General features: G+C 39.6%; 34 protein-coding genes. 7 read left to right on the top strand and 27 right to left on the bottom strand.

The features are described 5' to 3' along the window. The 19 genes from rbfA to D8802_RS06675 all read right to left on the bottom strand — a co-directional run bounded on the left by rbfA (position 1) and on the right by D8802_RS06675 (position 12,676). Positions 1-351 carry a 30S ribosome-binding factor RbfA gene (gene rbfA, locus D8802_RS06770; protein ID WP_001273601.1) on the bottom strand — a complete coding sequence of 117 codons (351 nt, stop codon included), beginning with the start codon at positions 349-351 and terminating at the stop codon, positions 1-3. Between the two features lie 250 nt (positions 352-601). Continuing rightward, positions 602-3,388, bottom strand: a complete 2,787-nt coding sequence (gene infB / locus D8802_RS06765; protein WP_125395268.1) for a translation initiation factor IF-2 — start codon at positions 3,386-3,388, stop codon at positions 602-604. A 16-nt stretch (positions 3,389-3,404) separates the two neighbouring features. Continuing rightward, positions 3,405-3,704 carry a YlxQ-related RNA-binding protein gene (locus D8802_RS06760; protein WP_001041399.1) on the bottom strand — a complete coding sequence of 100 codons (300 nt, stop codon included), beginning with the start codon at positions 3,702-3,704 and terminating at the stop codon, positions 3,405-3,407. Next, on the bottom strand, positions 3,697-3,990 hold the full coding sequence (rnpM, locus tag D8802_RS06755) for an RNase P modulator RnpM (protein WP_000857560.1): 294 nt from the start codon (positions 3,988-3,990) through the stop codon (positions 3,697-3,699). The genes D8802_RS06760 and rnpM overlap by 8 nt, the downstream gene beginning before the upstream one ends. Positions 3,991-4,011: 21 nt before the next feature. After that, positions 4,012-5,148: a transcription termination factor NusA gene (gene nusA / locus D8802_RS06750; RefSeq protein ID WP_000032277.1), complete on the bottom strand. Its 1,137-nt coding sequence runs from the start codon at positions 5,146-5,148 to the stop codon at positions 4,012-4,014. Between the two features lie 42 nt (positions 5,149-5,190). Continuing rightward, positions 5,191-5,670 (bottom strand): ribosome maturation factor RimP, encoded by a 480-nt coding sequence (gene rimP / locus D8802_RS06745; RefSeq protein WP_125395267.1) that lies wholly within the window; start codon positions 5,668-5,670, stop codon positions 5,191-5,193. A gap of 126 nt (positions 5,671-5,796) precedes the next feature. Beyond that, positions 5,797-6,432, bottom strand: coding sequence for a tRNA (guanosine(46)-N7)-methyltransferase TrmB (gene trmB, locus D8802_RS06740; RefSeq protein WP_001266088.1), 636 nt, complete (start codon positions 6,430-6,432; stop codon positions 5,797-5,799). Then, a complete protein-coding gene (gene ccrZ, locus D8802_RS06735) occupies positions 6,429-7,223 on the bottom strand; it encodes a cell cycle regulator CcrZ (protein ID WP_125395266.1) in 795 nt (264 codons plus the stop codon). The genes trmB and ccrZ overlap by 4 nt, the downstream gene beginning before the upstream one ends. 206 nt (positions 7,224-7,429) lie before the next feature. Beyond that, on the bottom strand, positions 7,430-7,654 hold the full coding sequence (locus D8802_RS06730; protein WP_125395265.1) for a Blp family class II bacteriocin: 225 nt from the start codon (positions 7,652-7,654) through the stop codon (positions 7,430-7,432). 243 nt (positions 7,655-7,897) lie between these two features. Next, positions 7,898-8,101 carry a Blp family class II bacteriocin gene (locus D8802_RS06720; RefSeq protein ID WP_001099737.1) on the bottom strand — a complete coding sequence of 68 codons (204 nt, stop codon included), beginning with the start codon at positions 8,099-8,101 and terminating at the stop codon, positions 7,898-7,900. Between the two features lie 15 nt (positions 8,102-8,116). Then, complete coding sequence (blpM, locus tag D8802_RS06715) at positions 8,117-8,371, bottom strand: two-peptide bacteriocin subunit BlpM (protein WP_038804497.1); 255 nt, start codon at positions 8,369-8,371, stop codon at positions 8,117-8,119. Between the two features lie 250 nt (positions 8,372-8,621). After that, positions 8,622-9,659, bottom strand: a complete 1,038-nt coding sequence (locus tag D8802_RS06710; RefSeq protein WP_125395264.1) for a DUF6568 family protein — start codon at positions 9,657-9,659, stop codon at positions 8,622-8,624. A 214-nt stretch (positions 9,660-9,873) separates the two neighbouring features. Then, positions 9,874-10,563 (bottom strand): CPBP family intramembrane glutamic endopeptidase, encoded by a 690-nt coding sequence (locus D8802_RS06705; protein ID WP_125395263.1) that lies wholly within the window; start codon positions 10,561-10,563, stop codon positions 9,874-9,876. Positions 10,564-10,594: 31 nt separating this feature from the next. Next, complete coding sequence (locus tag D8802_RS06700) at positions 10,595-10,828, bottom strand: bacteriocin class II family protein (RefSeq protein WP_125395262.1); 234 nt, start codon at positions 10,826-10,828, stop codon at positions 10,595-10,597. Between the two features lie 153 nt (positions 10,829-10,981). Then, positions 10,982-11,278, bottom strand: coding sequence for a bacteriocin immunity family protein (locus D8802_RS06695; RefSeq protein WP_125395261.1), 297 nt, complete (start codon positions 11,276-11,278; stop codon positions 10,982-10,984). Next, positions 11,278-11,499 carry a leucocin A/sakacin P family class II bacteriocin gene (locus D8802_RS06690; RefSeq protein ID WP_049537856.1) on the bottom strand — a complete coding sequence of 74 codons (222 nt, stop codon included), beginning with the start codon at positions 11,497-11,499 and terminating at the stop codon, positions 11,278-11,280. The genes D8802_RS06695 and D8802_RS06690 overlap by 1 nt, the downstream gene beginning before the upstream one ends. A 181-nt stretch (positions 11,500-11,680) precedes the next feature. Continuing rightward, positions 11,681-12,085, bottom strand: a complete 405-nt coding sequence (locus D8802_RS06685; RefSeq protein WP_125395260.1) for an immunity protein — start codon at positions 12,083-12,085, stop codon at positions 11,681-11,683. A gap of 28 nt (positions 12,086-12,113) precedes the next feature. Next, entirely contained in the window at positions 12,114-12,434 is a 321-nt protein-coding gene (locus D8802_RS06680; RefSeq protein WP_000645118.1) for a hypothetical protein, read from the bottom strand. A gap of 14 nt (positions 12,435-12,448) precedes the next feature. Further along, positions 12,449-12,676: a bacteriocin class II family protein gene (locus D8802_RS06675; RefSeq protein ID WP_084970957.1), complete on the bottom strand. Its 228-nt coding sequence runs from the start codon at positions 12,674-12,676 to the stop codon at positions 12,449-12,451. 282 nt (positions 12,677-12,958) lie between these two features. Between D8802_RS06675 and blpA the strand changes: the two genes are divergently transcribed. Genes blpA through blpC form a run of 3 tightly spaced genes read left to right on the top strand, consistent with a single transcriptional unit; the run spans position 12,959 to position 16,696 of the window. Beyond that, positions 12,959-15,112 (top strand): peptide cleavage/export ABC transporter BlpA, encoded by a 2,154-nt coding sequence (gene blpA / locus D8802_RS06670; protein ID WP_125395259.1) that lies wholly within the window; start codon positions 12,959-12,961, stop codon positions 15,110-15,112. A 10-nt stretch (positions 15,113-15,122) separates the two neighbouring features. Beyond that, positions 15,123-16,484: a peptide export ABC transport accessory protein BlpB gene (blpB, locus tag D8802_RS06665; RefSeq protein WP_125395258.1), complete on the top strand. Its 1,362-nt coding sequence runs from the start codon at positions 15,123-15,125 to the stop codon at positions 16,482-16,484. Positions 16,485-16,540: 56 nt separating this feature from the next. Next, positions 16,541-16,696: a quorum-sensing system pheromone BlpC gene (blpC, locus tag D8802_RS06660; RefSeq protein ID WP_125395257.1), complete on the top strand. Its 156-nt coding sequence runs from the start codon at positions 16,541-16,543 to the stop codon at positions 16,694-16,696. A 31-nt stretch (positions 16,697-16,727) separates the two neighbouring features. Here blpC and D8802_RS06655 read toward each other — a convergent pair whose 3' ends face one another. From D8802_RS06655 to D8802_RS06645, 3 genes are read right to left on the bottom strand one after another with little or no spacing between them, the layout of a single operon-like run. Beyond that, the gene (locus D8802_RS06655) at positions 16,728-18,068 is read right to left on the bottom strand and encodes a sensor histidine kinase (protein ID WP_125395256.1); all 1,341 of its coding nucleotides are present in this window, start codon (positions 18,066-18,068) and stop codon (positions 16,728-16,730) included. A 13-nt stretch (positions 18,069-18,081) separates the two neighbouring features. After that, positions 18,082-18,819, bottom strand: coding sequence for a response regulator transcription factor (locus D8802_RS06650; protein ID WP_125395255.1), 738 nt, complete (start codon positions 18,817-18,819; stop codon positions 18,082-18,084). A 4-nt stretch (positions 18,820-18,823) separates the two neighbouring features. Next, positions 18,824-19,162, bottom strand: a complete 339-nt coding sequence (locus D8802_RS06645) for a LytTR family DNA-binding domain-containing protein (protein WP_125395254.1) — start codon at positions 19,160-19,162, stop codon at positions 18,824-18,826. 278 nt (positions 19,163-19,440) lie between these two features. Here D8802_RS06645 and D8802_RS06640 point away from each other — a divergent pair, with 278 nt between their 5' ends. Next, positions 19,441-19,770: a helicase BlpT gene (locus tag D8802_RS06640; protein WP_125395253.1), complete on the top strand. Its 330-nt coding sequence runs from the start codon at positions 19,441-19,443 to the stop codon at positions 19,768-19,770. A gap of 164 nt (positions 19,771-19,934) precedes the next feature. On the opposite strand, the gene D8802_RS06635 is transcribed toward D8802_RS06640, so the two are convergent. Both D8802_RS06635 and D8802_RS06630 read right to left on the bottom strand, forming a co-directional pair. Next, positions 19,935-20,984 carry an ABC transporter permease gene (locus tag D8802_RS06635; RefSeq protein ID WP_125395252.1) on the bottom strand — a complete coding sequence of 350 codons (1,050 nt, stop codon included), beginning with the start codon at positions 20,982-20,984 and terminating at the stop codon, positions 19,935-19,937. Then, positions 20,981-21,712: an ABC transporter ATP-binding protein gene (locus D8802_RS06630; protein ID WP_125395251.1), complete on the bottom strand. Its 732-nt coding sequence runs from the start codon at positions 21,710-21,712 to the stop codon at positions 20,981-20,983. The genes D8802_RS06635 and D8802_RS06630 overlap by 4 nt, the downstream gene beginning before the upstream one ends. A gap of 67 nt (positions 21,713-21,779) precedes the next feature. Between D8802_RS06630 and D8802_RS06625 the strand changes: the two genes are divergently transcribed. The 3 genes from D8802_RS06625 to D8802_RS06615 all read left to right on the top strand — a co-directional run bounded on the left by D8802_RS06625 (position 21,780) and on the right by D8802_RS06615 (position 23,219). Further along, a complete protein-coding gene (locus tag D8802_RS06625) occupies positions 21,780-22,190 on the top strand; it encodes an HIT family protein (RefSeq protein ID WP_125395250.1) in 411 nt (136 codons plus the stop codon). Between the two features lie 9 nt (positions 22,191-22,199). Further along, positions 22,200-22,478, top strand: a complete 279-nt coding sequence (locus tag D8802_RS06620; RefSeq protein ID WP_125395249.1) for a hypothetical protein — start codon at positions 22,200-22,202, stop codon at positions 22,476-22,478. A gap of 63 nt (positions 22,479-22,541) precedes the next feature. Then, a complete protein-coding gene (locus D8802_RS06615) occupies positions 22,542-23,219 on the top strand; it encodes a hypothetical protein (protein ID WP_125395248.1) in 678 nt (225 codons plus the stop codon). A gap of 60 nt (positions 23,220-23,279) precedes the next feature. Here the strand turns inward: D8802_RS06615 and dnaJ are convergent, their stop codons facing one another. The 3 genes from dnaJ to dnaK all read right to left on the bottom strand — a co-directional run bounded on the left by dnaJ (position 23,280) and on the right by dnaK (position 26,936). After that, positions 23,280-24,416 (bottom strand): molecular chaperone DnaJ, encoded by a 1,137-nt coding sequence (gene dnaJ / locus D8802_RS06610; protein ID WP_125395247.1) that lies wholly within the window; start codon positions 24,414-24,416, stop codon positions 23,280-23,282. Positions 24,417-24,697: 281 nt separating this feature from the next. After that, positions 24,698-25,111 (bottom strand): tRNA (guanine-N7)-methyltransferase, encoded by a 414-nt coding sequence (locus tag D8802_RS06605; protein WP_125395246.1) that lies wholly within the window; start codon positions 25,109-25,111, stop codon positions 24,698-24,700. A gap of 1 nt (position 25,112) precedes the next feature. Next, the gene (gene dnaK, locus D8802_RS06600; protein WP_000034683.1) at positions 25,113-26,936 is read right to left on the bottom strand and encodes a molecular chaperone DnaK; all 1,824 of its coding nucleotides are present in this window, start codon (positions 26,934-26,936) and stop codon (positions 25,113-25,115) included. Positions 26,937-26,996: the final 60 nt, after the last annotated feature.

The raw sequence follows: 26,996 nt of genomic DNA, 5'->3' as shown, positions 1-26,996 counted from the left end.
TTAGTTTTTATCCAGATTGCGTAGCATCTCGTCAATCTTGTTTCCATATTCGATGGATTCATCTTTGACGAAGGTTAAATCTGGAATTTTGTACAATTTCAAATTGCGACCAAGTTCACGTTTGATCGTACCAGTTGCTTTTTCAAGCCCGATTTGAGCTTTTTGATTATCCGAAGCAAGGTTACTCAAAATGGTGTAGTAAACCTTGGCAACAGACAAGTCACCCAGCATCTGAACATCTGTAATGGTCACACCTTGGACACGCGGATCACGGACTTTCTTTTGCAAAATCTCATTGACTTCACGCTTGATTTCCATGCCCACACGATCCGTACGGAAATGATTTGCCATGATATTCCTTTCTCTACTTTGAACCAAAAGCTAGGCCAGCAGACCTAGCTATTTTTAAATTTCTTGATTTTTAATTCAAATTGAAACGACGTTCAATTTGAAATCACCTGCTTCTTTCACTGTGGTGAAAGTGATGGAACTGATTTATCAGTCCCATCACAGGGGATTTTTGAGACCTTAGGCTCAAAAATAAGCAATGAAACCATCGGTTTGCTTGCGTCCCTCACCACCTAAGAAAGGAGCAAAAATCTTATCTCTTGATTTCTTCCATGACATAAGCCTCAATCACATCATCCATCTTGATATCATTGTAGCCCTCGATCATCAATCCACCTTCACGACCGTTTGTAACTTCTTTGACGTCGTCTTTGTAGTGTTTCAAGCTTGCGAGTTCGCCGTCATAGATAACAACACCGTCACGGATGACACGGACTTTAGAATCACGGGTAACCTTACCACTCATAACCATAAATCCACCGATAGTTCCCACTTTAGATACCTTGAAGGTTTCACGGATAACTGCTTCACCGATAACTTTTTCTTCGAATTCTGGGTCAAGCATCCCTTTCATGGCTTCTTCCATCTCTTCGATAACCTTGTAGATAATGCTGTGGAGACGGATTTCTACATCGTCAGCTTCGGCTTGTTGACGCGCTTGTGGTGTAGGGCGTACGTTGAAACCAACGATAAAGGCATTTGAAGCTTCGGCAAGCGTCACGTCAGATTCGTTGATAGCACCGACAGCCGAGTGAACGATGGTCACTTTGACACCTTCTACATCGATCTTTTGAAGTGAGGCAGAAAGGGCTTCGACAGAACCTTGTACATCGGCCTTGATGATAACGTTAACTGACTTAAGTTCACCAGCTTTAAGCGTATCAAAGAGGTTTTCAAGGCTGACACGTTGGGTAGCTTGGCGTTGTTTCATGAGGGCACGTTTTGCACGCTCTTCACCTGCTGCACGCGCAGATTTTTCATCTTCGTAAACAGCAAAGTGGTCACCCGCCATTGGCGCTTCGTTCAAACCTGTGATAGAAACTGGCGTTGATGGTCCAGCAACCTTGACACGACGACCAAGGTCATTGGTCATGGCACGGACACGACCGAAGGTATTTCCGACAACGATTGGGTCTTGGACATTCAAGGTACCTTGTTGAACAAGAAGGGTTGCGACCGCACCTTTTCCTTTATCCAAGCGAGCTTCGATAACAGTACCGATCGCACGAACTGTTGGGTCTGCCTTGAGTTCTTGGATTTCAGCCACAAGAAGGACTGTTTCCAAGAGTTCATCGATATTTTGGTTGAATTTAGCTGAGATTTCAACAAATTCAGAATCTCCACCCCAAGCTGTTGACATAACACCGTGTTCAGCCAATTCACCGATAACACGTTCTGGATTGGCACCTGGTTTATCAATTTTGTTGATAGCTACGATGATTGGAACGTTGGCCGCTTTTGAGTGGTTGATAGCTTCGATAGTCTGAGGCATAACCCCGTCGTCGGCCGCTACAACCAAGATGGTAATATCGGTAACAGATGCACCACGCGCACGCATTGATGTAAAGGCCGCGTGTCCTGGTGTATCAAGGAAGGTAATCTTCTTGCCATTTTCCACGATTTGGTAGGCACCAATATGCTGAGTGATACCACCTGCTTCACCTGTCGCAACACGAGAGTTACGAAGGGTATCCAAGAGGGTTGTTTTACCATGGTCAACGTGTCCCATGATCGTCACAACTGGTGGACGCTCAACCAATTCATCTTCGTTAAGATAGCCATCTTCGACAAAGAAACGTTCGATGTCGGCATTATCCACTTCAACCTTTTGTTTTGCTTCGATACCGTAATCCACCATGAGGAGTTCGATGGTTTCTCCATCTAAAGATTGGTTTTGTGTGGCCATCACACCCATCATAAAGAGTTTCTTAACGATTTCAGCTGGTTCACGTTTGATACGTTTTGCGATTTCCGCAACGGTCATACCATCTGTATACTCAAATTCTGTTGGCAATTCATGGAACTTGCGCTCTGTAACAGGTTTTGGAGTCTGGTTACGGTTGTTTTGCTTGTTCCCTTTTTTATTCTTTTTGTTGTTATTCCAGTTACTATTTCTTTGATTTCTCACTTGATTTTGACTACTTCGATTCTTTTGTTGTTTTCTAGGACCATCTTCTTCGTGATCATAATCATCACGTTCTTTGTCTGGTCGAGCTTGTTTTTTACGACGTGTATCCACTGGCGCTTCTTTCGCTACAGGAGCTACTTTTACGGCTGGCTGCGTTTGTTCAGCTAACTTAGCAGCTTCCTCAAAGATTTCTTCAGGCTCCTTGCGTTTATTAGCTTGAGCCAAGGCTTCTTTGGCAGCTTGCGATTGTTTGAAGCGCTCCTCGCTTGAGCGTGCGTACTCTGCATTTTGCTCTGCTTTTAGAGCTGCTGCACGGGCTTTAAAGTCAACACGTGGTCCAGCTGGTTTTGGCTGGAAGTCTTGTTGCTGACGGCGATCATTGCCACGATTTCCTTGACCTTGTGGTTTCTTCCCTTGGTCGTTAAAACGGCGGTTGTCGCGGTTTCCTTGACCAGGTTTGCCACCATTACGGCCGTCGTTTTTCGGACGGTTACCGTTTTGTTGTTGGTCACGGTTATTGCCCTTGTTTTGTTTGCGTCGCTCTGCCTGCTCTTTTGCACGTGCCTCACGCTCCGCCTTGAAGTTTCGACTCTGTGGTCTTGCAGCCACTACTTTTTCTTCCTTAGGAGCTACAGGTGCAGCTGGTTTGCTTTCTTCCTTTGCGGCAGCTGGTTTAGCCGAAACAGGCTTTTCTGCTTTCTTTTCTACACTTGCTTTTGCTGCTGCAGGTTTTACTTCTGCCTTAGGAGCAGGTACAGGTTTAAAGCTCGCAGCGATTTGCTCCGCAGCAGCAGCTTCCACGCTCGATGAGTGGCTTTTCACATCCAAGCCCAACTCTTTTGCACGCGCTACAACTTCTTTACTTTCTTTTCCAAGTTCTTTTGCGATTTCGTACAATCTTTTCTTAGACAAATCATGTCCTCCTCTTCTATTCCATAAGAGACCTCATTTTCTTTGTAAATCCAGCATCTGTCACAGCCAAAACCTTTCTCGATTTTCCGACTGCTATGCTTAATTCCAGTGTTGAAAACACGGTTATAACTTCTACTTGATAATAGTCACTTTTATCTTGAATCTTCTTGGTTAGATTAGGGCCAGCATCCTGTGCTAGAAAGACTAGCTTGGCTTTCTGGTCTTGGATGGCCTTGACCACCAATTCCTCACCTGATATGATCCGGCCTGCTCGTTGAGCAAGTCCCAAGAGATTGCTTATCTTTTGCTTATTCAAGTCCTAACTCTCTTCTTTTCACTTTGTGATCCACATAGGCGATCAACTCGTCATAAAAGCTTTCTTCCACTTCCATGTTAAAGCTGCGGTTAAAGACTTTCTTCTTTTTTGCCTCTAGGGCTTCTGCATTGTCTAGCTTGATATAAGCGCCACGGCCATTGGCCTTGCCTGTCGGATCGATAAAGACCTGTCCTTCTTTGTTCTTGACAATGCGGAGCAAATCACGCTTATCAATCACTTCATTGGATACAACAGACTTGCGCAAAGGGATTTTTCTTGTTTTCATCTTTCCCTCCTCTAGCAGCTTTTATTCTTCGATCAATTCATCCGCAGCTGCGTAATCCACTTGACCTGCTTCTTCCATAGCTTCAAACTCACTTGCAGACTTGATATCGATACGGTAACCTGTCAAATGAGCTGCCAAGCGAACGTTTTGTCCACGACGACCGATAGCAAGAGAAAGCTTGTTATCAGGCACAACGACCAAGGCACGTTTGCTGTCGTTTTCATCAAAGATAACTTGGTCAACCTCTGCAGGTGCGATAGCATTGTAGATAAATTCAGCTGGATCCGCTACCCACTCGATAACATCGATATTTTCTTCGACAGGAATCATGCGATCGCTCTTGGCATCGTAGCGAGCTGGGTGGAATTTGCTGGTGATTTTCTTGATATTGGCACCACCACGTCCAACAATTGTCCCAATAGCATCCACGTTTGGATTGTGGCTACGAACGGCAACCTTAGTACGGTCACCAGCTTCGCGAGCTACGCTCATGATTTCAACAGTTCCATCATACACTTCTGGAATTTCTTGCTCCATCAAGCGTTTGATCATCTCTGGATGGCTACGGCTAACAAAGACGTTGACACCACGAGGGTTGTCTTCAACTTTATAAACGTAAACCTCAATACGGTCGTGGGAAGCAAAAACTTCTCCAGGGATTTGGTCTTGTTTTGACAATTGGGCTTCGATGCTCCCAAGATTGACGTAAATAAAACGGTTGTCGAAACGTTCTACTGTACCAGACATGATTTCTTGCTCATGTTCTTTGTAAGTATTATAAGTGATGGCACGTGTTTGCTTGCGCATTTTTTCCATGATGGTTTGTTTAGCAGATTGGGCTGCTACACGACCAAACTCAGCTGGTGCTTCTTCAAACTTGATTTTATCACCAAGTTCATAGGCTGAATTAATGGCAAGGGCATCTTTCAAGCTGATTTCCAAACGGCTATCAAATACTTCATCAACCACTTCACGAACAGTATAAACTGTAAAGTCTCCTGTTTTTTCGTTGAAGTCGATAGCTACGCTGTCAGACTGACCATAGCGTCTGCGATAAGCGGAACGAAGCGACTCTACTACTGCGTCGATGATGTCTTCTTTTTTGATTCCCTTGTCTTCTTCCAAAATGCGGAAGGCCTCTAGCATTTCTTTACTCATGTTTTCTTCACTTTTGAATCCTCAAAAGCTATCCTTTCTTTTCTATAGTTTTACTGCTAAACGTGCTTTTGATACTAAATTGTATGGAATTTGGACGGTTTTCTTACGTGTCTTGTCCATATACTCCATAGTCAACTCATCCCCTTCAAAGGATACCAAGGTTCCTTCAAAGACTTTTTGCTTATCGATAGCTTGGTAGAGCCCGACATGGATGTATTTCCCAACTGCTCCAGCGACAGCATCCTTGGTTTTTAAAGGACGTTCCAAGCCTGGACTGGTGATTTCTAGGAAATATTGTTCTGGGAAGGGATCAGGCTTGATGGTATCTAGGACAGGACTGATAATTTCTGTCAAATCTGCCGTGTCGTTCAAGGTAATTCCTTCAGGTTTATCTACAAAAATACTGAGAATCATGTCACTGCCAATCTTTCCATACTCGATATCCACGAGTTCGAAAGGTGCTTGGATGACAGGTTCTACAACTTCTCTGACTAATTCTACGATTGTTGTGATTGCGTCCACCTCCTCATAAGCAAGAGGCGAAGATATTTCCCCGCCTCTCTTTCTCATATTCTTACTATTAGTATAGCACGTTTGTCAATTTATGTAAAGTATAAGCACTCAAACGGCTGGTTTTCAAGCTATTTCTTAAAATTCTGCCTCAACTCGGTAGATCACTTGACCCTTGCTGGAGAATTTTTGCTCATATTCCGTCATGACATTGCCTTCAAAATCACTGGCATGCAAGTCCAGCCAAACCCCATTGAGTTTCATGCCATACTGAGAAAAGCTCACTAGACTGTACTCAAACAAGCCACGATTATCTGTCTTGAAATGGATTTCCCCATTCTCAGGCAAGATGCGCTTGAAGGTATCCAAGAAACTCTTGTAAGTCAAACGACGTTTTTCATGGCGTTTTTTAGGCCAGGGATCTGAAAAGTTTAGGTAGAGACGATCAATTTCACCGTCTTCGAAATAGTCAGTCAGATCTGAACCATCTACCCACAGCAATTTGATATTGGGCACTCCAACTTCAAGCACCTTGTCCAAGGCATAACTCAATACTGACTTTTGAATGTCAATCCCGATGTAGTTGATGTCAGGGTTTTGCTTGGCCATTCCTGATACGAAGGCCCCTTTCCCACTTCCAACCTCTACATGAATAGGATGATCATTTCCAAACAAGTCTCGCCATTTCCCTTTAGCTTCCAAGGGATTGAGGACCACATACTGAGGATTAGCCTCTAGTAACTCTGTCGCCCCTTTACGATTTCTAACTCTCATCTTCTCTTTCCATACTTATCACGAAAGATACGCAAGGCATAAATCTCCCGGTTTACATTATCTAAATCTTGATTTACAAAGTATTTGGCAATCTGGCTCAAGTAAGAATACTGACCATACCAATACAATTTATCTAACACTGTCTGATTGTACTTATAACCGTAATAAGTTAGCCAATCATGCCAATGTTGCTCTGGAATATAATGACACAGCATATGCGCCACATCAAACATGCGATCCGTCAGGCGAACCGAATCCCAATCCACTAGATAAACAAGCCCACTCTCTGTCTCAATCCAATTACTATGGCGAAGATCACCATGCACAATCGTTGCATGGTCTTCTCTAAAACCTGGAACCGTCCTGCGCAAATCATCAATCACCGAGTTTAAGTACTGATGTCGTTTCAAGACTTCGGGTGCTTCCTGCCTCCAAGACTGCAACAAGTCTAATGGAGTCTCCATGGTATATCCCAAACGGCTCAACTGCTTCATCAAGGGACGTGAGCGGTGAAGACGTGTCAAGATATTGATGATCTGCTTGCGATTCATATCGTGCGGTGTCAAGATTTTGCCCGTCAACCATTCCTGGGCACACATATCACGACCATCTGGCAAACGACGAGTCCATAGTAATTGAGGAGCGATTTGTTCTCTGGCTAAGCCAGGTAGGATTGGAGAGGTGTTCATTTTTACAAAGACGCGCTTCCCATCAGGGTAGCTTCCCATATAAGCCTTGCCACTCTTCCCAGGTATAGGGGTCAGCGTTAGCTCATTATCACCCAAGTCCATTTCTTTCCTCCGTATAAAGTTTCCTTACTATTCTACTAGTTTTTGGTCTATTCGTCAACCGCTCCACACCTGATTCTCAAAGAAAAGCATCTCAATTGGCTCAGGCTATCATTATAGCTTAAAAAAGGCAAGCACCGTCTTCTGCTTACCTTTTCATGATCTTTATAAATAAGTTAAGAGTGGCAAACTGTTGTAAGACATGTGGACTAGAGTAGAAGCCCACCAAGTTTAGCTCCAGCCCAAGCACAGCCAGCAGTCATAGTCCATGCGGAACCACTAGTAAGGAGTCCTCCTACCGTACACATAGCAACTCCGATACCTGCTCCATAGACAGCTCCTTTTCCTACTGTTCCCCAATCAGTTTCTCCCTCAATGCTAGCCAGCACATCAGTATCCATAATCTTAAATTGTTCCATCATTTTTGTATTCATATAGTATATAACTTTTCAGTTACGGAACAAGTTTAATATAAAAATTATCAAAAAAACATAGGCAATGAAGAGAAAAAATAATTTATCATAGATTAGAAATAATATGACAAAACAATTCAATGATGTTAATTCAATAGTCTTTTGTTTTTTATCAGAGGTACTTATAGATAGATAAATAAGATATGTTTGGAAAGCGAAGAGAATTATATAGAATACAGCCTTCATAAAATATATCTTCCATTTTTATGATGTAGCACTATAGGCTAAATATCCACAAATCAATGCTCCTCCAATTCCTCCTATTGCAGCGCCCCATGGTCCTAGAAACTTCCCATATTTCACTCCACCCGCTGCACAACCTAAAGCAGCAACTACAGCCGCTCCTCCGGAATTACCTCCATAAATCTCACTTAACATTGTTTCATCTACATTATAATAAGTATTCATACAAATCTCCTTTTATCAAAATCCACCCGTTGCACCTGTTACTCCTGCCCAAAGAGCCACACCAAATTTAGCTCCTATGTATCCACATGCTCCCATAAATGGCGCTCCAACACCACTCGCAGCACAAATGGCTGTTCCTAAGCCCCAGCCACCAAAAGCTGCACCACCACCTTCTAAGACATTAGTTTGCCAATTATTCTTGCCTCCTTCAATACTGGATAACATAGTTATATCCATTTCATGAAATTGTTCTATCATTTTTGTATCCATAACGAATACCTCCATTTTAATCTTAATTCTAATTTTTGTCTTGTTGCAACTTTGACAAGTTTAGTATACCATCGTTTATTAATTTTTTTCATCCAAATCTTGAATTATCATCGAAACGTCTTGAATTGTTAAAAAATTTAAAAAGCAAGCATTAAAAACATGCTTGCCCTTTCACTCTTGTCTATAGGAAAATTCTAGTCATATGTTATTACAAACAAATAATATCATTGCACCTGTTTACCATCTATTTTTATTTATGAATTTTTTGTTTCACTTTAATCATTATAGAAGCCATAAAAAACGCGACAGCTAGCCGAATCAGTTGGTAACTTTCTTCCTCTCCTGTTTTCGGTAATAATTTTTCATTCGAAGTAATAGATTGGCTTACATAATCAGGCCCCTTAACATCGGTTAAAGGAGTTTTATTTTCTTGAGCAGCATCAAAAATAGGTTTGAGAGTTTCCAATTGATCCTTATTGTCTAACATTGCTAAATCGCCAGATTGAGTAGTTTTAGCTTTAGAAGTTGAGTTTATACTCTCCACTTTCCCACTATTTTCACTATTAGAATTGGGATTATCATTGGATGTTTTCATTTCGGTTCTTTGTTCATCACTCATACCTTTGCTTTCACTTACAACTTTATCACTAGTACTCATGCTGTCATTTCTGGTTTTCTCATCATGCACATTTTCAGTTACTGTTTCCTCAGAAGATGCCACTGTCTCCGTTTGCTTAGGTGAGTTTCTCGAGTACATATAATCATAAACCTGTTGTGCAGTTGCTCCGCCACCAACCCATCCAGATATCGGATGTCCGTTTCTTAAATACAAAATTGTTGGTGTTCCTGGAATCCCGACTTTTTTAAATAGAAACTCTCTCGCCTCCCCATCAAAATCTTTACCATCCAAATCATAATACTCTAACTTCTTTTCAATCAAGTTATTAAATTCTTTCAATTCAGGAGAAAATTGACGACAATGAGAACAAGTTTTTCTACCAAAATATATAGTATGTTCCAATTGATCCTCTGTAAAAGATTGACGAACGGCTTCAATATCTATCTTTTTAAAGTCAGCAACATTCTGTTCATACTCCTCGGGAGTTACAACGGAAGGTTTATGCTCCACATTTTCCTTAGCCGATTGCAAATCTGGTGCCACAACAGAACTATCATTAGCCTGAATAGAGGAAGAAGTAGTCTGTTCTTCTGCATATACAACACCCGTAGTAATAGATGCAAATACAAGTGGTACAAGTAATAACGATTTTATCTTTTGTTTCTTCATAAGAATACTCCTTTACATTTGTTATCTTTATCTTACCTTATTTAAGATTACAAATTCATCTAAATATTAAATGGTCATCGAAACGTCTTGAATTGCTCAAAGAGCACAATTTCCTCAGTCAACTAATAAGAAGTGAATAAGATTAGATTCTATTATTCAGAAATCTAATCTTATTCACTTCTTATAATCAATAATTATTTTTAATCTATTATTTTTAGCTAAATATCCTGTGTAAAAAAGTCAGCAAAAATGGTAATGTTGCGAAAATATTATTAATCACATGCACCGCATAGGATGGATAAATGCTCTTGGTATAGCGGGTCAAACCAGCAAAGATGATTCCAACTGTTGCAAAGACGAAGATATCTAACAAACTAGGCAGGCTTGAAAAATGAGGGAGAGCAAATAAAATAGAAGGAAGAAGCAAATCAAGACCAAATCGCGAATGCTTAAAGAAAGCGTGTTGCAGTAATCCTCTATAGATTAACTCTTCCATCAGTGGAACCAGAAAGAACAGGGCTATATAAATACCTAGTTCTGCAAAGTTAGTCCCACTATAACTAATCAATACAGCCCAACCTTCCGCAGTTGACTGAACATATTTAGCTGTCTGAACGTTAAAAGAGATCTGGAACACTACCACTAATACTGTCAAAATCGAATACCAAAGCCATTTTTTTCTTGGAATGCGAAAGAGATAACCATGGCCTGTCTTAACCAGAATCCAAATCATGACTCCGCTAAATAGCAAACTCAAGATATTTTGAATCCAGAAGAAATTGCCAATCTGGGAAGAAAATTGCCAATAATTTTGAACAATAGACGTCAGCTGAGAAAGACCAAATACGAAAAATAGGTAGGATAAAATTGCACTTGTTTTGAATAGAAGCTGATACTTTTTCATAGAAATTCTTCCTCATTTCTTATATTTCAGCCTATATTCCACATAAATGAAAACCTGCTCCTATATAACCAAGGTCACGATAACCACGCGGGCAGTACCCACTTACTGGGAAAGGACCTGAATTTTTTAATATAGAAGGGTAAGAACCAAATGGACTGTCCTGATAAGCATACCCTCTATAAATACCAGATACATCCCCACCCTCTATACAAGCAAGCATATCAGTATCCATAATCTCAAATTGTTCCATCATTTTTGTATTCATGACAAATACTCCTTTTTATTTTTAATTTTTGTCCTGTTGCAACCTTGACAAGTTTAGTATAGCACTGTTTTAATTTTTTCACTCAAATCCAGAGTCACAATAAAAATATTAGGAATACATAAACTATAATTAACATATCACTTGGACTACACCCTAGTATCCATATCTAATATTAGATAATTCTCTTAATTTTTTTATCTGATCAGACTGAATTTCAGACAAATGTAGTGCATTTTCAATTAATNCATTCGAAATTTCAATGTTCATTCTACTAAGGGTATAAGGAATCGATATACTTCCTTTCTTTAATTCATATTCGTAAGAAATCAATATATTTTTCAAAGGGAGAAGTTGAGAATCACATTTTATATTTTGAATAAGTTTTTCTAATATGATGATAGCTTCACGGCGTCTTTCAACTCCTCCAGAAAACCACTTTAAACCTCTCATTATAGAGGTCCCCCCGAATTCCAACCTGCATTCCCACCTGAAAATCCATTAACAATAGAATTAGTAAGAATTTTATTTATAGCTTCAGGCCAGTTTACCCAGCAACCTTTAGAGTTATCACAATATAAACCATTACCATAATATATTGTTTTTCCTCCTACTTTACTCGCAAGCATCTCTGTATCCATAACCTCAAATTGTTCCATCATTTTTGTATCCATGACGAATACCTCCATTTTAATTTTTGTCCTGCTGCAACCTTGACAAGTTTAGTATATCATTGTTTTTTAAAATTTTTCATCCAAATCTTGAATTGTCATCGAAACGTCTTGAATTGTAAAAACTTCATTATAAAAGGGTGAGTATTTCGAAAACACTTACCCTTTTATACTTCATTAACCTCTACTTTTTATAATACTTCAAACCCCAAATAAGCAAAAGCATGATAAGCAAGCATAGAACCGCGCCAATATAAGCGATTAGTTGTTGGTAAGATTCTCCTGCTGTGATACCTCTATACAAACAGATAATAGACATAAAGCCTGTCAAGCCGATGAACATGAGTTGATTGGTTCTAGGACTAACCAAATCATCATCTTCAAACTCTCTTATCTTCATTTCCCTAGTGAGATAAACAGTAGCCAAAATAGAAGCTAAGTTAATAATAACTAGAAGCAATTGAAAAACTAAGGAAAAATGTAAAAACTGACGAGATAGAAATAGATAAGTAGAGACAAGCAAGGGCAACTGCCCTAGGAACAATCTCGCAAGGAAGATGGTCCGTTTTTTTAAAAATATTTTTTTCATTGCTTTCTCCATTACAATTAAATGACATCTAATCATTTTCTAAAATTTGATAACTTTTGTGAAATGTTTTAGCAGAAACAACTCTATGATTGGTGATATCTATATAATCACCTGGATAACCAAGAACATACATTCCATAACCAGCGAATCCTCCTCCAACTGTTCCAACTAGACCAAACTTGATATTCGTTGCGAGAGAAGTGTTGAGACCTGCCATTAGAATGCGCACATGATTATCCAACCAAACCATATAATTTTTTTGAAAAGCTTCCTCTACCCAACTTGGTTTAGGAGTTGCTTGACCAATTTCCCAAACATCAACAATTTGATTCCCATATTTTGCCTTCATAGCTTCAATCCTTTTTAAATACCATTACATGAGTTTGGAGTTCCCCCTATACCATAAGGACCACATGGTTTTGAAAAATGTATAATAGGCCACTTACCATTTAATTGATCCAAAGTTGGAGAAGGTGCTAGCCCACCCAATAAACCAGCAATCATATCTCCCCAACCTCCGAAACCTCCTTCAACTTTCGCAAGCATCTCAGTATCCATAATTTCAAATTGTGACATCGTTTTTGTATTCATGACAAATACTCCTTTTTTATTTTTAATTTTTGTCCTGTTGCAACCTTGACAAGTTTAGTATATCATTGTTTGTTAAAGTTTTTCATCCAAATCTTGAATTGTCATCGAAACATCTTGAATTAGCTTTTTATTTCAAATCACACCTATAGATTTTTAAAGAAAGATAGTTTCTAATCACTTTTTTACCATTCAGGAAGTTTCAATGACAATTCAAGATTTTATAAAATATGAACTTAGTATCATGGTATAATAAATTCATATTTTATATGAAAGGATTTGCCAATGACTTCTTATAAACGTACATTTGTTCCTCAAATAGATGCTAGAGACTGTGGTGTCGCTGCCTTAGCCTCGATTGCCAAATTCTATGGTTCAGATTTTTCTCTAGCTCACTTGAGAGAACTTGCAAAGACCAATAAAGAAGGGACGACTGCTCTTGGCATTGTAAAAGCCGCTGATGAAATGGGCTTTGAAACAAGGCCTGTTCAAGCAGATAAAACGCTCTTTGATATGAGCGATGTCCCCTATCCATTTATCGTTCACGTTAACAAAGAAGGGAAACTCCAACATTACTATGTTGTCTATCAAACAAAGAAAGACTATCTGATTATTGGTGATCCTGATCCTTCTGTAAAAATCACCAAAATGTCAAAAGAACGCTTTTTCTCTGAATGGACTGGAGTAGCTATTTTTCTAGCTCCCAAACCCAGCTATCAACCCCATAAAGATAAAAAGAATGGTCTACTGAGCTTCCTCCCTCTGATTTTCAAACAAAAATCTCTTATTACTTATATTGTTCTCTCAAGCTTATTAGTCACTATTATCAATATCGGTGGTTCTTATTATCTCCAAGGAATCTTGGATGAGTACATCCCAAATCAGATGAAATCAACTTTAGGAATTATCTCAATTGGTCTAATTATCACCTATATCCTCCAACAAGTCATGAGCTTCTCCAGAGATTATCTCCTAACTGTTCTGAGTCAGAGATTAAGCATTGATGTAATTTTGGCCTATATTCGCCATATCTTTGAACTTCCTATGTCTTTCTTTGCGACACGTCGTACAGGAGAAATCATTTCACGCTTCACAGATGCCAACTCTATTATAGATGCCTTAGCTTCTACCATTCTCTCTCTTCTTCTTGATGTTTCCATTCTGATCCTTGTAGGGAGCGTCTTACTGGCACAAAACCCTAATCTCTTCCTTCTTTCTCTTATTTCCGTTCCTATATACATGTTCATCATCTTTTCTTTTATGAAACCTTTTGAAAAAATGAACCATGATGTCATGCAAAGCAATTCTATGGTTAGTTCTGCCATTATCGAAGATATCAACGGGATCGAAACCATCAAGTCACTCACAAGTGAAGAAAATCGCTACCAAAATATTGACAGTGAATTTGTCGATTATTTGGAAAAATCCTTTAAACTTACTAAATATTCTATTTTACAAACTAATTTAAAACAAGGAACAAAGTTAGTTCTTAATATCTTTATCCTATGGTTTGGTGCTCAATTAGTCATGTCGAGTAAGATTTCTATCGGTCAGCTGATTACCTTTAATACACTTCTTTCTTACTTTACAACTCCTATGGAAAATATTATCAACCTACAAACTAAACTCCAATCTGCGAAGGTTGCTAATAACCGCTTGAACGAGGTCTATTTAGTTGAATCTGAATTTCAAGTTCAAGAAAATCCTGTTCATTCAAATTTTTTGATGGGCGATATTGAATTTGATGACCTTTCTTATAAGTATGGTTTTGGACGAGATACCTTAACAGATATCAATCTAACAATTAAAGAAGGTGATAAGGTTAGCCTGGTTGGAGTTAGTGGTTCTGGTAAAACAACTCTAGCCAAAATGATTGTTAATTTCTTTGACCCTTACAAAGGACAGATTACCATCAATCATCAGGATATTAAAAATATTGATAAAAAAATCTTGCGACGTCATATTAATTACCTGCCCCAACAAGCCTATATCTTTAATGGCTCTATCTTGGAAAACTTAACCTTGGGCGGTAATAGTATGATTAGCCAAGAAGATATTCTAAAAGCTTGCGAATTAGCTGAAATCCGTCAAGATATTGAAAGAATGCCTATGGGCTATCAAACTCAACTTTCTGATGGAGCAGGTCTGTCAGGAGGACAGAAGCAACGAATTGCTCTCGCTCGTGCTCTTTTAACTAAATCTCCTGTTTTAATACTAGATGAAGCTACTAGTGCTCTCGATGTTTTGACTGAGAAAAAGGTTATAGATAATCTTATGTCCCTAACTGATAAAACCATTCTCTTTGTAGCCCATCGTCTAAGTATAGCCGAACGGACTAACCGTGTCATTGTTCTTGACCAAGGAAAAATCATTGAAGTTGGTAGTCATCAAGAGTTAATGAAGGCGCAGGGCTTCTACCATCATCTATTCAACAAATAAGGAGAATGTTATGAATCCTAATCTTTTTAGAAGCGTCGAGTTTTATCAGAGACGTTACCATAATTATGCGACAGTATTGATCATACCACTTTCATTACTGTTTACTTTCATCTTAATTTTCTCCCTTGTTGCCACAAAAGAAATTACCGTTACGTCACAAGGAGAAATTACCCCTACAAGTGTCATTGCATCCATTCAGTCAACTAGTGATAATACTATCTTAGCTAATCATTTAGTGGCAAATCAAGTAGTTGAAAAAGGTGACTTACTCATCAAATACTCTGAAACAATGGAAGAAAGTCAGAAAACTGCCTTAGAAACTCAGTTACAAAGACTTGAGAAGCAAAAAGAAGGACTTGGAATTTTGAAACAAAGCTTAGAAAAAGCGACTGATCTTTTTTCTGGTGAGGATGAGTTTGGCTACCATAATACCTTTATGAATTTTACTAAACAAGCTCATGATATTGAACTAGGTATCTCAAAGACTAACACTGAAGTTTCAAATCAAGCCAATCTTGCTAATAGCAGTTCATCAGCTATTGAACAAGAAATCACAAAAGTTCAACAACAAATTGGAGAATATCAAGAGCTGAGAGATGCTATCATAAACAAAAGAGCGCGCTTACCGACTGGCAATCCACACCAGTCAATTTTGAACCGTTATCTTGTAGCCTCTCAAGAACAAACACAAGAAACTGCAGATGAGCCATTTTTATCTCAAATCAATCAAAGTATTGCAAATCTTGAATCATCTATCGCAAGCCTCAAAATTCAGCAAGCTGGTATCGGAAGTGTAGCAACTTATGATAATAGTTTAGCAACCAAAATTGAAGTACTCCGCACTCAGTTTTTACAGACAGCTTCTCAGCAACAACTAACCGTGGAGAATCAATTAACAGAATTAAAAGTACAACTAGATCAAGCGACACAGCGCTTGGAAAACAATACCTTAACCGCTCCAAGTAAAGGTATCGTTCATCTGAACAGCGAATTTGAAGGTAAAAATAGAATTCCAACTGGTACAGAAATTGCTCAAATATTCCCTGTCATCACAGATACAAGAGAAGTACTAATTACTTACTACGTATCTTCTGACTATCTACCTCTACTAGATAAAGGACAAACTGTAAGATTAAAACTTGAGAAGATTGGAAATCACGGCATTACCATCATCGGCCAACTTCAGAGCATTGATCAAACTCCTACCAGAACAGAGCAAGGCAATCTCTTTAAATTAACCGCTCTTGCAAAACTATCTAATGAGGATAGTAAACTCATACAATACGGTTTACAAGGTCGCGTCACTAGTGTAACTGCAAAGAAAACATATTTTGATTATTTCAAAGATAAAATTTTAACCCATTCTGATTAATTTTCAGATAACACTCTAGAACTATTTATTATCTTATCAAAAAGGAGAATCATAACATGGATAAGAAACAAAATCTAACTTCATTTCAAGAACTAACAACTACTGAACTCAACCAAATTATAGGTGGAGGATGGTGGGAAAATTTCTTATATAGCGTTAATAGATATTCTCATAACCTCACACAAGGACTTCATCAGCCAATACAACTATAACGAGATACAAGAACTCTCGGTCTTATTTTCATCATTCTGTATGCATCATAGTAAGTACCTGACGAAAGACTTGATTTTGACAGATAGTATTGAGACTAGCATTGGGATAACTTTCCACTATCTTCATAACGGTATAAAGACCAACTCCTCTCTCCTCTCCTTTAGAACTAACTCCAAAAGAGAAGATTTCAGAAACATCTATGCCCTCTTCTTTGATGGAGTTTTCAATGATAAAGTTTTCCTTTGCTCCACTTTTTAAAAAGGCGATTGAGACATAAGGTTGACTAGCCTCTACACTGGCTTCAATAGCATTGTCACAAAGGATAGACACAATGGTTAGAAAATCAAGTAGGCTCATACCCTCAACTTGAATCTCCTCAGGAACTTCGACATTAAAGACAATATCCTTTTCTCTTGCTTTTATAAATTTTCCTGCGAGGAGACTTTTGAGGGCACGATCCCGAATATTCACCAATCTACCAAGGTCATATTTGTTGTCCTGCAATTTCTGACTGGAATCCTTCAAGACGGAGTCGTAGATCTCTTTTATCTGCTCCATATCCTCCTCTTCAATGCCTAGGCTTAAGCTGGTCAAGAGGTTGGCATAATCATGACGAAAGCTCCGTACTTCCTTATAAAGCTCCTCTATATGCCGACTATACCGTTCCATATCTCTATAGCGCAGTGCCTGTTCTTGGTTCAGTTTCTCCTGAAGTTTTTCCTTCAAATAGGTATCCAGCTTCTTGATAACCCCCATAAAAAAGAGCAGGTAAAACACTAGGATCAGATGGCGAACAGTCTTTGATTGAATGCTTTGTTCATATTCAAAGAAAGACAGAGTTTCCATAACTAGATAGTAGGTTCCCATTATCCAGTTAATTTTAGTCAGGGATTTTTGAAAACATTTATCGAGAATCTCCCTTCTCAAACTAGTAAAATCATAGTCCAACCATTTCAAAAAGACTAGAGAAATGAAGAAATTGAAAATCATTATACATAACCAAATAAATGAATAATTATCATATACTTGCCCTTGGCCTAAAAACGGAAGAACAAAATAAGAAACACCTCTATAAAAGAGATTCACCAATGTCATTGGAAAGAGACCATAAAAGAAAAGGAGTTTTTTAGGAAGCCTTCTTAACAATAAGAAAGATAACCCTATGCCAAACAAAGGTTCTATAAAATATGACAAATATTCACTCACAGCTAAAAATTGAAAAGTCGCAAAAATGGTCCCTAGGAGAAATTTCAGAAGAAAGGCCTTAAAAATCCTCTCGAAAGTAAGATCAATTCCATCTACCTTAAAGAAAAGGACAATTTCTAGTCCATTAGTAACAAGTGTGTACAACAATATCCAAGCAATATTCATAAACTCTCCTAGCTTAGTGTAAGTTATTGATAGCCTCAGACACTTCCCTGATCTTATAACGCGCGATTAGACAGCTTCCACCATTGGGAAAGAAAAGGAGTTTTTCTTTCTTATCCAAATGAATCACATTGGCAGGATTGATGAGAAAAGAGCGGTGGCACTGCAAGAGACGGGGTTCCTGTTTGAGAACCTCCTCCAAACTCGCTGTAAACTCCAGCCTGTCCGTCTTGGTATAGAGAATGACACGATGGGGTCTGGGGGACGTTTCGAGATAGTAAACCTCTTTAAAGGGATACTGGAATTGAGCAAATTTTGATTTAAAATAAAAGCAATCTTCCGCCAGACTTTTACTATCTTGACTATTGGCATAGAGGAGGGCTGTCTTGATCCGAGATTCAAACTCCTCTGCCGACAAAGCCTTATCAATGTAGTCCAAAGCAGATACTTGGTAGCGAAAGGACAAGGGCATAAACTCTGAGTGAGTTGTCACAAAGACGATTAGGGCATAGGGGTCCCGATCCCGAATCTTTCTAGCCATCTCTAGCCCCTTCATCTCTTCGTTTCGAATCTCAATGTCCAAAAAGAAAAGTTGATGTGCCCCCTTCTCATGTGCCTCTGCCAGCAGTTGGTCTGGTTTCCCAAAGACCTCAAAAGAGCTCGGAATGATATGATGTTCTTTCAAGAGTTTCTCGATCGTCGTTTCAATCCTAGTCTGTTGGGAAAAATCATCTTCTAAAACAAATATTCTCATCTTCTTACTCTCCTTGTTTCAACCATTTTTGACGAATTTCTCTATAGCGACGTATGGCATACTTGACAGCATATTGACCTTCTTCTCCAAGAAAAAGGATTCTTTCTTGAAAATCAATCGATTTTAATTTATCAAGATTGACCAAACAATTTCGATGATATCTCATCAAGGTTTCCCCATATTGGTTCTCAAGATTACTTAAATTTTGAACCATATTAAAACTAGCTTCTTCTGTAATAATCTGTACGGTATGGGCTTTAGTTGGATGTGTTTGGATATAGTAGATATCCTTTATGTTTAATTTGAAAATTTCTTTCTCTTTTTGGATGATAATGTAGTTCATGGATAAAACCTCCTAAAAAGAGGATAGCATAAGTCTAGAAACTATTTTTCACCAAATCCTAAACGGTTCTCAAAAATTCCTAAAGTGTCGAATCATTCGCAAAATAGCTATGATAATCTTACAATTATTTTATCATAAAATCCTGCAATTACCATTCAGGAAATTTCAATGACAATTAAAGATTTGAAGGTAAAAAAAGAGTTAAAAGTGATAAGCTATGATTATAGAAAGACAATCACTTGAAACAACTTTAGAACCATCACAAAGGAGGAATTCTCATGACGGTTACAGACCCTATCAAAACAGCTCAGGCACTGATAACTGAGTTAAACAAAGCCTATCAAGTCTGCAAACAGGCAACAGCTGACGACGTCCGCTTTCAGGAGCAGCTGGACAATATCCTTGACTTTCTCTTTAAAGCTGAGACAGTGGATAATCGATTCTTGATTGAGCTGGAAAAATTTTACCAGACTTCCAGTCTTCTCATGGGCCTCAGTGCTCTCGAACCAGATGCTCCTACTCGTGCTGCTTGGCGAGCCTATGACCGTTTTCACTTTGACCAAGTCAAAACCAAGTTGAGTCTCTACGGTCCAACCATTATCTTGTAATACTCTTCGAAAATCTCTTCAAACCACGTTAGCCTTAAAACTAGGGTTTGAGTAACCTGCGGCTAGCTTTTTAGTTTAATTTTTGATGTTCATTGAATATACGTAAATAAAATAAGTTGAGTGAACTTGTACTCAACTTATTTTTTTATCTAATCTTATAAGTTTTAGTCCTGCATCTGACGTTTCACCTGATAAGGCAGGTACAAGACTTGTAAAACTAAACCAGCACCCAGCAAGGCTAGGAGGGCCTGTTTTTCTTGGAAAGTCACAAGGCCGACGACTAATTCCACTATCAAGACAAAACTGGTCAATCCTCTGACTACAGCCTGCAACCCTCTTTCCTTTTGTCCCTTGTCTAGTGGAAAAAGCTGGGTCAAGTATTGGTAATCAAAGGCATGATAGAGGGCCAGTAACTGAAATAGCAAGAGGTAGTTAAATAGAACCACCACTGCTGTCGCGATCCAAGCTTGCTCGATAAAGACCTGCGCTAACAAAGAAAGCAAGAGCAGACGGAGACTAAGGGCAAAGAGGTCTCCATTTCGCAAGTAAGAACGAAGATAGAGATTTTGCCAAATTTTCCCAGGTACCTTCTGAACAGTCTTTAGGATAAAATCCAGATAAGCGCGACGTTTGACACTATTTGAAACGCCCTTGACCTGCGTAAAGAGAGAAAAGAAACGAAGCAAGACTTGCTTGCGTTTGCTTTCTTGGGCGATCACATAGTCCCAATCCAATCCAGTCTCAGTAAGAAATTTACTGGCTTTTTGACGAAAGACTAAGTACTTCGCTACTCCCAGTAAAAGCACATAGATGAGAAAGACTGGCAAACCATAGCCCATGGCTAAAAATAAGGGCGCAAATAACAGCAAGAAAAGGTTTTGGACAAATAGCCAAAAGACCAGTGAGCGCACCGTCTGCCCTTTGAGGTGGGACTTGACCTCCTCTTCACTGACTAAGAGAAAGAGCTTGTCAGGTACTTCCATGTAGGTCGCGATTCCTCCCCAAGCTAAAAGCAAGGCAGAGACAATCCCCAAAAACAAGAGAATAGGCCAATGATTTTCAGGAAAATGTTGCAAGAGTTGACTGTACTGGTAGGCTAGAAAACCGATGAGAACCAGCAGAAACAAGACAAAGTGGTCATTGAGAACATAGCGCAAATAACCGACACACTCCTTACGAAAAGCCTGCTTTCTCTTTAAAAACAAGTCTTTCATAGCTCCTCCTCTTTGGTCAGAGCCAAGTAAATGTCATTCAAACTTGCTTCAGGCATGGCAAAAGCATCCCGCAGTTGCTGGAGGTTCCCCTGAGCTCGCACCTCCCCCTTGTGGAGAATGACAAAGGCATCACACATCTTTTCCGCCGAGTCCAGAACATGGGTACTCATAAGAATGGACTTGCCTTTTTGCTTTTCTGCTTCCAAAAGCTGAATCAAATCGGAAATAGCCAGTGGATCGAGGCCAAGAAAAGGCTCATCCACGATGAAAAGACTCGGATCCACGACAAAAGCACAGATAATCATGACCTTCTGCTTCATCCCTTTTGAGAAATGCACTGGAAACCAATCTAATTTTTGATCCAAACGAAACATTTTTAACAAAGATTCTACTCGCTCAAAAGCCACATTTTGCTCAATACCGTAAGCCATAGCCACCGTTTCAATATGCTCTCTGAGGGTCAGTTCTTCATACAAGCTAGGCGTTTCAGGAATGTAGCCGATCTGCTTGCGGTAGCTGGTCGCATCTTCTCGCAGGGTTAGGCCATTAATCTTGATTTCTCCACTGTAAGGTGTCAACAGACCGATAATCTCATTGATTGTCGTTGATTTCCCAGCACCGTTGAGACCAATCAAACCGACCAACTGCCCACTTTCAACTGTAAAGGACACATCTTTCAAGACAGGAACATGGACATAACCACCTGTCAGGTTTTTAATTTCTAACATATTTTCTCCGAATCTGGTATAATGTAGCTATATTATATCAAAATTCAATACAGTAGAGGTGGATTTTATGTCAGATTGCATTTTTTGTAAGATTATCGCAGGGGAGATTCCTGCTGCAAAAGTATACGAGGATGAGCAGGTTCTTGCCTTTCTTGATATCTCTCAAGTAACGCCTGGACACACCCTCATTGTACCAAAAGGGCACTATCGCAATCTTTTGGAGATGGACGCTACCAGCGCCAGCCAACTCTTTGCCCAAGTGCCAACAGTGGCTCAAAAAGTCATGAAGGCTACCAAGGCTGCTGGCATGAATATCATTGCCAACTGCGAGGAAGTCGCTGGTCAAACGGTCTTTCATACCCATGTGCACCTCGTTCCTCGCTACAGTGCAGAAGATGACCTCAAGATTGACTTTATTGCCCACGAACCTGACTTTGACAAACTTGCCCAAGTCGCTGAAACTATTAGAAATGCCTAAGGAGTTGCCATGAAACTATCCAATCTATTGCTATTTGCAGGAGCTGCAGCTGGAAGTTATTTTGTCGTGAAACATCGCCAAACCATCACGGAGGAGTTTATAGACACTAGCGACCGTGTCGAGACTATGAAGGAGGATTTGGATATCATTCAAAACAGCCTGCAAATCATCGACCAACAAAAAGCCCTTATCAAGGAATACCAAAAAGACTTGACCTACAAGCTCAAAGTCTTGGAAAAAGATTTCCAAACCAGAAAGGCGGTCCTCCAAGAAGAAAAACAAGGATAAGAGAGTCTCCAACTTTCCTTAAACTCTTTTTGGGACACTAGGCTTGAACAGAAAAAGGAGGGAATGAAAGTGAAACAGTTTTTAAAAGTTCTAGCGAAGGTCATCGCGATCCCTTGTGGTTGCCTCTGCCTGCTTGCAGCCTTGGCATTTCTACTACTGATGAATCTTTTCAAGGCCTCACCGAGTGACATCCAAAAAGGGAATGACGACTTAAAACAAATCTTTATCTCTCTTGACATGCCTCCTAAGAAAGTAGAATCAAATGGACGGTATCAATTTGAGGGTGGAGGCTTACATTTTTATGTTACTTTCTCAGATGAGGTCATCAATAGCCACCCCGTCCTAAAAGAAAGTCCAAAACTCACCAAAAACCGACTCGAAATCTATGTCCTCCAGACAGGAGAGATTTCCTACTATAAAGTAGGGGATAACTTGTTCAATCATGGCTTATTCCAATTTTTAGAGAAGGAAAGTAAAAAGTATTTCCAAGAAAAAGGAAAGAAATTTAACCCTAATTACTCACTTCTCTTTTGGGATGATCAGGAAAGTTTTAAAAAGGGAATTTCATTCTATGAAAAAGCTTTGACTTTGGTGGAGATTCAGGATAATTCAGCAATCAAGCACATTGATACTATCACAGTTAAGTCTGGCAAAGAAGCGGAAATCAAGCAACTCATTCAGGAGATGGATGCGGCTGGCTTGCTCACTCAAAAGTCTGGTAGCAAATCAGCCGAAGAGTGATTGCTCCAATGATAAAATTTCAAAGAATAAAGTAAAAAGAGCCCATCGGCTCTTTTTACTTTATTCTCCTTCAAAGGCATCTTTTATATGGTCAAAGAAACCTTTTTTCTTTGGATTGACTTTCAAGTCACTTGCAGCTGCGAACTCTTTAAGCGCTGCTTTCTGACGATCGTTCAAACCTGTCGGAGTCACGACATTGACAGTTACATATTGGTCACCAACGGCACCACCACGAAGGCTTGGCGCTCCCTTGCCACGTAGACGGAATTTCTTACCTGTCTGAGTTCCCTCTGGGATGATCAATTCAACATCACCATGTACAGTTGGAATTTCCACAGTATCCCCAAGAGCTGCTTGGACAATATTGAGATTCAACTTGTAGAAAATAGTTGTTCCTTCACGTTCAAACTTATCGCTTGCTTCTACAGAAACCACCACGTACAAGTCACCATAAGGTCCACCGTTAAAGCCTGCTTCACCTTGACCCGCTAGGCGGATTTGTTGGCCAGTTTCCACACCAGCAGGGATTTTCACATGGACACTATGAGCTTGTTTTTCATGACCTGTACCGTGACAAGTTGTACATGGATCTTTAATTTCTTTTCCACGACCATGACAGACATCACAAGTTACTTGGCGACGCATCATACCAAGCGGAGTCTGCGTATCGACATTAATGACACCAGCGCCATGACAGCGTCCACAAGTGACTGGACTTGTTCCTGGTTTAGCACCAGATCCATTACATGTACGACAGCTGGCTTCACGATTGTATTTAACTTCTTTTTCCGTTCCGAAGATAGCTTCTTCAAAGGTCAAGTTCACACGGTACTGGAGGTCATCCCCTTGACGAGGAGCGTTTGGATTGCGTGAAGCTCCGCCTCCGCCAAAGAAACTTGAGAAGATATCCTCAAAACCACCGAAGCCACTTGCTCCGTCAAAGCCACCAAAACCGCCAGCACCACCAAAGCCACCGTTGGCGCCCGCCGCACCATATTGGTCATAGGCTGCACGTTTTTGGTCATCACTCAAAGTCTCATAGGCTTCTTGAACTTCCTTGTATTTTTCCTCAGCACCAGGTTCCTTGTTGATATCTGGGTGGTATTTTTTGGAAAGCTTACGATAAGCCTTTTTGATCTCGTCTGCCGAAGCGTTTTTTGACACCCCCAGACGATCATAAAATTCAGTATTGTTCATACAAGATACTAAGAGCGAACAGAAAGCGACTGAAATTTAGGAAACCGACAAGAAATCCTGATTTCTTAGGAGGTTTATCTAATTTCCAAGCTTTCCGCTCGAGTTCAATTACGAACACCCTTATTCCTTTCTATTAATCTTACGGAACGAAACCTCAATCTAGGTCGGGTTCAATTCCTTTCTTTCATATTGATGAGAAAAACTCAAATAAATTAGGTTTAGTCCCTTTTTACCGAAAAACAGAGGCTGGGTTGCAACCTCTGTAAATGAGTAAATTAAATCTATTTTATTTTTAAATATCCTATAAGTACAGAAACATTTATATATTTTTGTCTCTTCTTAGTATTGGCTATAAAATTCCAGTGAATTATAAGAAATACAAATCCAATCAAAATCATGCCAATCGTAAACGGTATTACAAACTTACTCATTGAAATTTCTAACGATATTATCGCTGATACCAGCGCTGATACTAGAGCTGACAACAATACCGAAGTAGCAAAATCCCTTACCATTTCATCATTTTTAATAGAACCATCATGCTCAGCTAATATAATTTCTCTATATCTAGTCAAACATTCTACTGGAATATTATCTATAAAATCTTTTGCTGTTTCATAGTTGTCAGCTCGATCACAAAAATCATTATAAACTTTTCTTGTATTCTTTAGATACTCATCATCCAATACACTCATCTTACTTCTCCGTAAACTCTCCGTCTACGACGTCATCGCCTGCGTTTCCTGTTGCTTGTGCGCCTTCTGCTCCTGCTTGAGCTTGTTGGGCTGCTGCGGCTTGTTCGTAGAGTTTAACAGCAAGGCCTTGAGCTTTTTCGTTCAATGCTTCGAGTTTCGCTTTCATTTCGTCCAAGTTGTTGTCTTCTTGAGCTTTCTTAAGGTCATCAAGGGCAGCTTGTGCAGCATCGCGTTCTGCATCGAAGCCTTTACCTTCAGTTTCCTTGATTGTCTTTTCAGTCGCAAAGATTGCTTGGTCTACTTCGTTACGAAGGTCTACTTCTTCTTTACGTTTCTTATCTGCTTCAGCGTTAGCTTCTGCATCTTTCATCATGCGGTCGATTTCTTCATCAGTCAAGCCTGAGTTTGATTGGATAACAATTGTTTGTTCTTTTTGAGTTCCAAGATCTTTAGCCTTAACAGACACGATACCGTTCTTGTCAATGTCAAATGTTACTTCGATTTGAGGAATTCCACGAGGAGCAGCTGGGATATCTGTCAATTGGAAACGTCCAAGAGTCTTGTTATCTGCTGCCATTGGGCGTTCACCTTGAAGAACGTGGATATCAACGGCTGGTTGGTTGTCTGCTGCAGTTGAGAAGACTTGTGATTTAGATGTTGGAATAGTAGTGTTGCGATCAATAAGTTTTGTGAAGACGCCACCCATTGTTTCAATACCGAGTGACAATGGTGTCACGTCAAGAAGGACAACGTCTTTGACATCACCAGTAATCACACCACCTTGGATGGCAGCACCCATGGCAACTACTTCGTCAGGGTTTACTGATTTGTTTGGTTCTTTACCAGTTTCAGCCTTAACAGCTTCTACAACGGCTGGGATACGAGTTGAACCACCAACAAGGATGACTTCGTCGATTTCTGACAAGCTCAAACCTGCATCTGAAAGAGCTTGACGAACTGGAACTTTTGTACGTTCTACAAGGTCACGAGTCAAGTCGTCAAATTTCGCACGAGTCAAAGTCATTTCCAAGTGAAGAGGGCCAGCTTCACCAGCAGTGATAAATGGCAAGCTGATTTGTGTTGAAGTTACACCAGAAAGGTCTTTCTTCGCTTTTTCAGCCGCATCTTTCAAACGTTGCATTGCCATCTTGTCAGTAGACAAGTCGATACCATTTTCTTTCTTGAATTCTGCTACCAAGTGGTCGATGATTTTTTGGTCAAAGTCGTCACCACCGAGTTTGTTGTCCCCTGCAGTTGACAATACATCGAAGACACCGTCACCCAATTCAAGGATAGATACGTCGAATGTACCACCACCAAGGTCGAATACCAAGATTTTTTCTTCTTTGTCAGTCTTGTCCAAACCGTAAGCAAGGGCCGCTGCTGTTGGTTCGTTGACGATACGTTCTACTTCAAGACCAGCGATTTTACCAGCGTCTTTTGTTGCTTGACGTTGAGCATCATTGAAGTAGGCTGGAACTGTGATAACTGCTTTGGTTACTTTTTCACCAAGGTATTCTTCAGCGTAACCTTTCAAGTATTGAAGGATCATAGCTGAGATTTCTTGTGGAGTGTACTCTTTGCCGTTAGCAGAAACTTTTTCAGAAGTACCCATCTTAGATTTGATAGAGATAACTGTATCTGGGTTTGTAACTGCTTGACGTTTTGCGGCATCACCAACGATGATTTCTCCATTTTTGAATGATACTACAGATGGAGTTGTACGGTTTCCTTCTGGGTTTGCGATGATTTTACTTTCAGTTCCTTCAAGAACTGCAACTGCTGAGTTTGTTGTACCTAAGTCAATACCGATAATTTTAGACATGTGTTTTTCTCCTTAAATTTTATATTCTTTTTTCTTTTTGATACTCTTCTTAAGTGGCGA

It is taken from the genome of Streptococcus oralis (assembly GCF_003943395.1).
Lineage (GTDB): Bacteria > Bacillota > Bacilli > Lactobacillales > Streptococcaceae > Streptococcus > Streptococcus oralis_BF.
The sequence above is the reverse complement of the archived record's forward strand: the minus strand, read 5'-3'. Positions and strand labels throughout refer to the sequence as shown.

What these genes read in the sequence shown, in the direction of transcription:
- rbfA (WP_001273601.1), bottom strand. Translation starts at nt 351, where the DNA reads ATGGCAAATCATTTCCGTACGGATCGTGTGGGCATGGAAATCAAGCGT.
- rnpM (WP_000857560.1), bottom strand. Translation starts at nt 3,990, where the DNA reads ATGAAAACAAGAAAAATCCCTTTGCGCAAGTCTGTTGTATCCAATGAA.
- nusA (WP_000032277.1), bottom strand. Translation starts at nt 5,148, where the DNA reads ATGAGTAAAGAAATGCTAGAGGCCTTCCGCATTTTGGAAGAAGACAAG.
- trmB (WP_001266088.1), bottom strand. Translation starts at nt 6,432, where the DNA reads ATGAGAGTTAGAAATCGTAAAGGGGCGACAGAGTTACTAGAGGCTAAT.
- ccrZ (WP_125395266.1), bottom strand. Translation starts at nt 7,223, where the DNA reads ATGGACTTGGGTGATAATGAGCTAACGCTGACCCCTATACCTGGGAAG.
- D8802_RS06730 (WP_125395265.1), bottom strand. Translation starts at nt 7,654, where the DNA reads ATGAATACAAAAATGATGGAACAATTTAAGATTATGGATACTGATGTG.
- D8802_RS06720 (WP_001099737.1), bottom strand. Translation starts at nt 8,101, where the DNA reads ATGAATACTTATTATAATGTAGATGAAACAATGTTAAGTGAGATTTAT.
- blpM (WP_038804497.1), bottom strand. Translation starts at nt 8,371, where the DNA reads ATGGATACAAAAATGATAGAACAATTTCATGAAATGGATATAACTATG.
- D8802_RS06710 (WP_125395264.1), bottom strand. Translation starts at nt 9,659, where the DNA reads ATGAAGAAACAAAAGATAAAATCGTTATTACTTGTACCACTTGTATTT.
- D8802_RS06705 (WP_125395263.1), bottom strand. Translation starts at nt 10,563, where the DNA reads ATGAAAAAGTATCAGCTTCTATTCAAAACAAGTGCAATTTTATCCTAC.
- D8802_RS06700 (WP_125395262.1), bottom strand. Translation starts at nt 10,828, where the DNA reads ATGAATACAAAAATGATGGAACAATTTGAGATTATGGATACTGATATG.
- D8802_RS06690 (WP_049537856.1), bottom strand. Translation starts at nt 11,499, where the DNA reads ATGGATACAAAAATGATGGAACAATTTGAGGTTATGGATACAGAGATG.
- D8802_RS06685 (WP_125395260.1), bottom strand. Translation starts at nt 12,085, where the DNA reads ATGAAAAAAATATTTTTAAAAAAACGGACCATCTTCCTTGCGAGATTG.
- D8802_RS06680 (WP_000645118.1), bottom strand. Translation starts at nt 12,434, where the DNA reads ATGAAGGCAAAATATGGGAATCAAATTGTTGATGTTTGGGAAATTGGT.
- D8802_RS06675 (WP_084970957.1), bottom strand. Translation starts at nt 12,676, where the DNA reads ATGAATACAAAAACGATGTCACAATTTGAAATTATGGATACTGAGATG.
- blpA (WP_125395259.1), top strand. Translation starts at nt 12,959, where the DNA reads ATGACTTCTTATAAACGTACATTTGTTCCTCAAATAGATGCTAGAGAC.
- blpB (WP_125395258.1), top strand. Translation starts at nt 15,123, where the DNA reads ATGAATCCTAATCTTTTTAGAAGCGTCGAGTTTTATCAGAGACGTTAC.
- blpC (WP_125395257.1), top strand. Translation starts at nt 16,541, where the DNA reads ATGGATAAGAAACAAAATCTAACTTCATTTCAAGAACTAACAACTACT.
- D8802_RS06655 (WP_125395256.1), bottom strand. Translation starts at nt 18,068, where the DNA reads ATGAATATTGCTTGGATATTGTTGTACACACTTGTTACTAATGGACTA.
- D8802_RS06650 (WP_125395255.1), bottom strand. Translation starts at nt 18,819, where the DNA reads ATGAGAATATTTGTTTTAGAAGATGATTTTTCCCAACAGACTAGGATT.
- D8802_RS06645 (WP_125395254.1), bottom strand. Translation starts at nt 19,162, where the DNA reads ATGAACTACATTATCATCCAAAAAGAGAAAGAAATTTTCAAATTAAAC.
- D8802_RS06640 (WP_125395253.1), top strand. Translation starts at nt 19,441, where the DNA reads ATGACGGTTACAGACCCTATCAAAACAGCTCAGGCACTGATAACTGAG.
- D8802_RS06635 (WP_125395252.1), bottom strand. Translation starts at nt 20,984, where the DNA reads ATGAAAGACTTGTTTTTAAAGAGAAAGCAGGCTTTTCGTAAGGAGTGT.
- D8802_RS06630 (WP_125395251.1), bottom strand. Translation starts at nt 21,712, where the DNA reads ATGTTAGAAATTAAAAACCTGACAGGTGGTTATGTCCATGTTCCTGTC.
- D8802_RS06625 (WP_125395250.1), top strand. Translation starts at nt 21,780, where the DNA reads ATGTCAGATTGCATTTTTTGTAAGATTATCGCAGGGGAGATTCCTGCT.
- D8802_RS06620 (WP_125395249.1), top strand. Translation starts at nt 22,200, where the DNA reads ATGAAACTATCCAATCTATTGCTATTTGCAGGAGCTGCAGCTGGAAGT.
- D8802_RS06615 (WP_125395248.1), top strand. Translation starts at nt 22,542, where the DNA reads ATGAAAGTGAAACAGTTTTTAAAAGTTCTAGCGAAGGTCATCGCGATC.
- dnaJ (WP_125395247.1), bottom strand. Translation starts at nt 24,416, where the DNA reads ATGAACAATACTGAATTTTATGATCGTCTGGGGGTGTCAAAAAACGCT.
- D8802_RS06605 (WP_125395246.1), bottom strand. Translation starts at nt 25,111, where the DNA reads ATGAGTGTATTGGATGATGAGTATCTAAAGAATACAAGAAAAGTTTAT.
- dnaK (WP_000034683.1), bottom strand. Translation starts at nt 26,936, where the DNA reads ATGTCTAAAATTATCGGTATTGACTTAGGTACAACAAACTCAGCAGTT.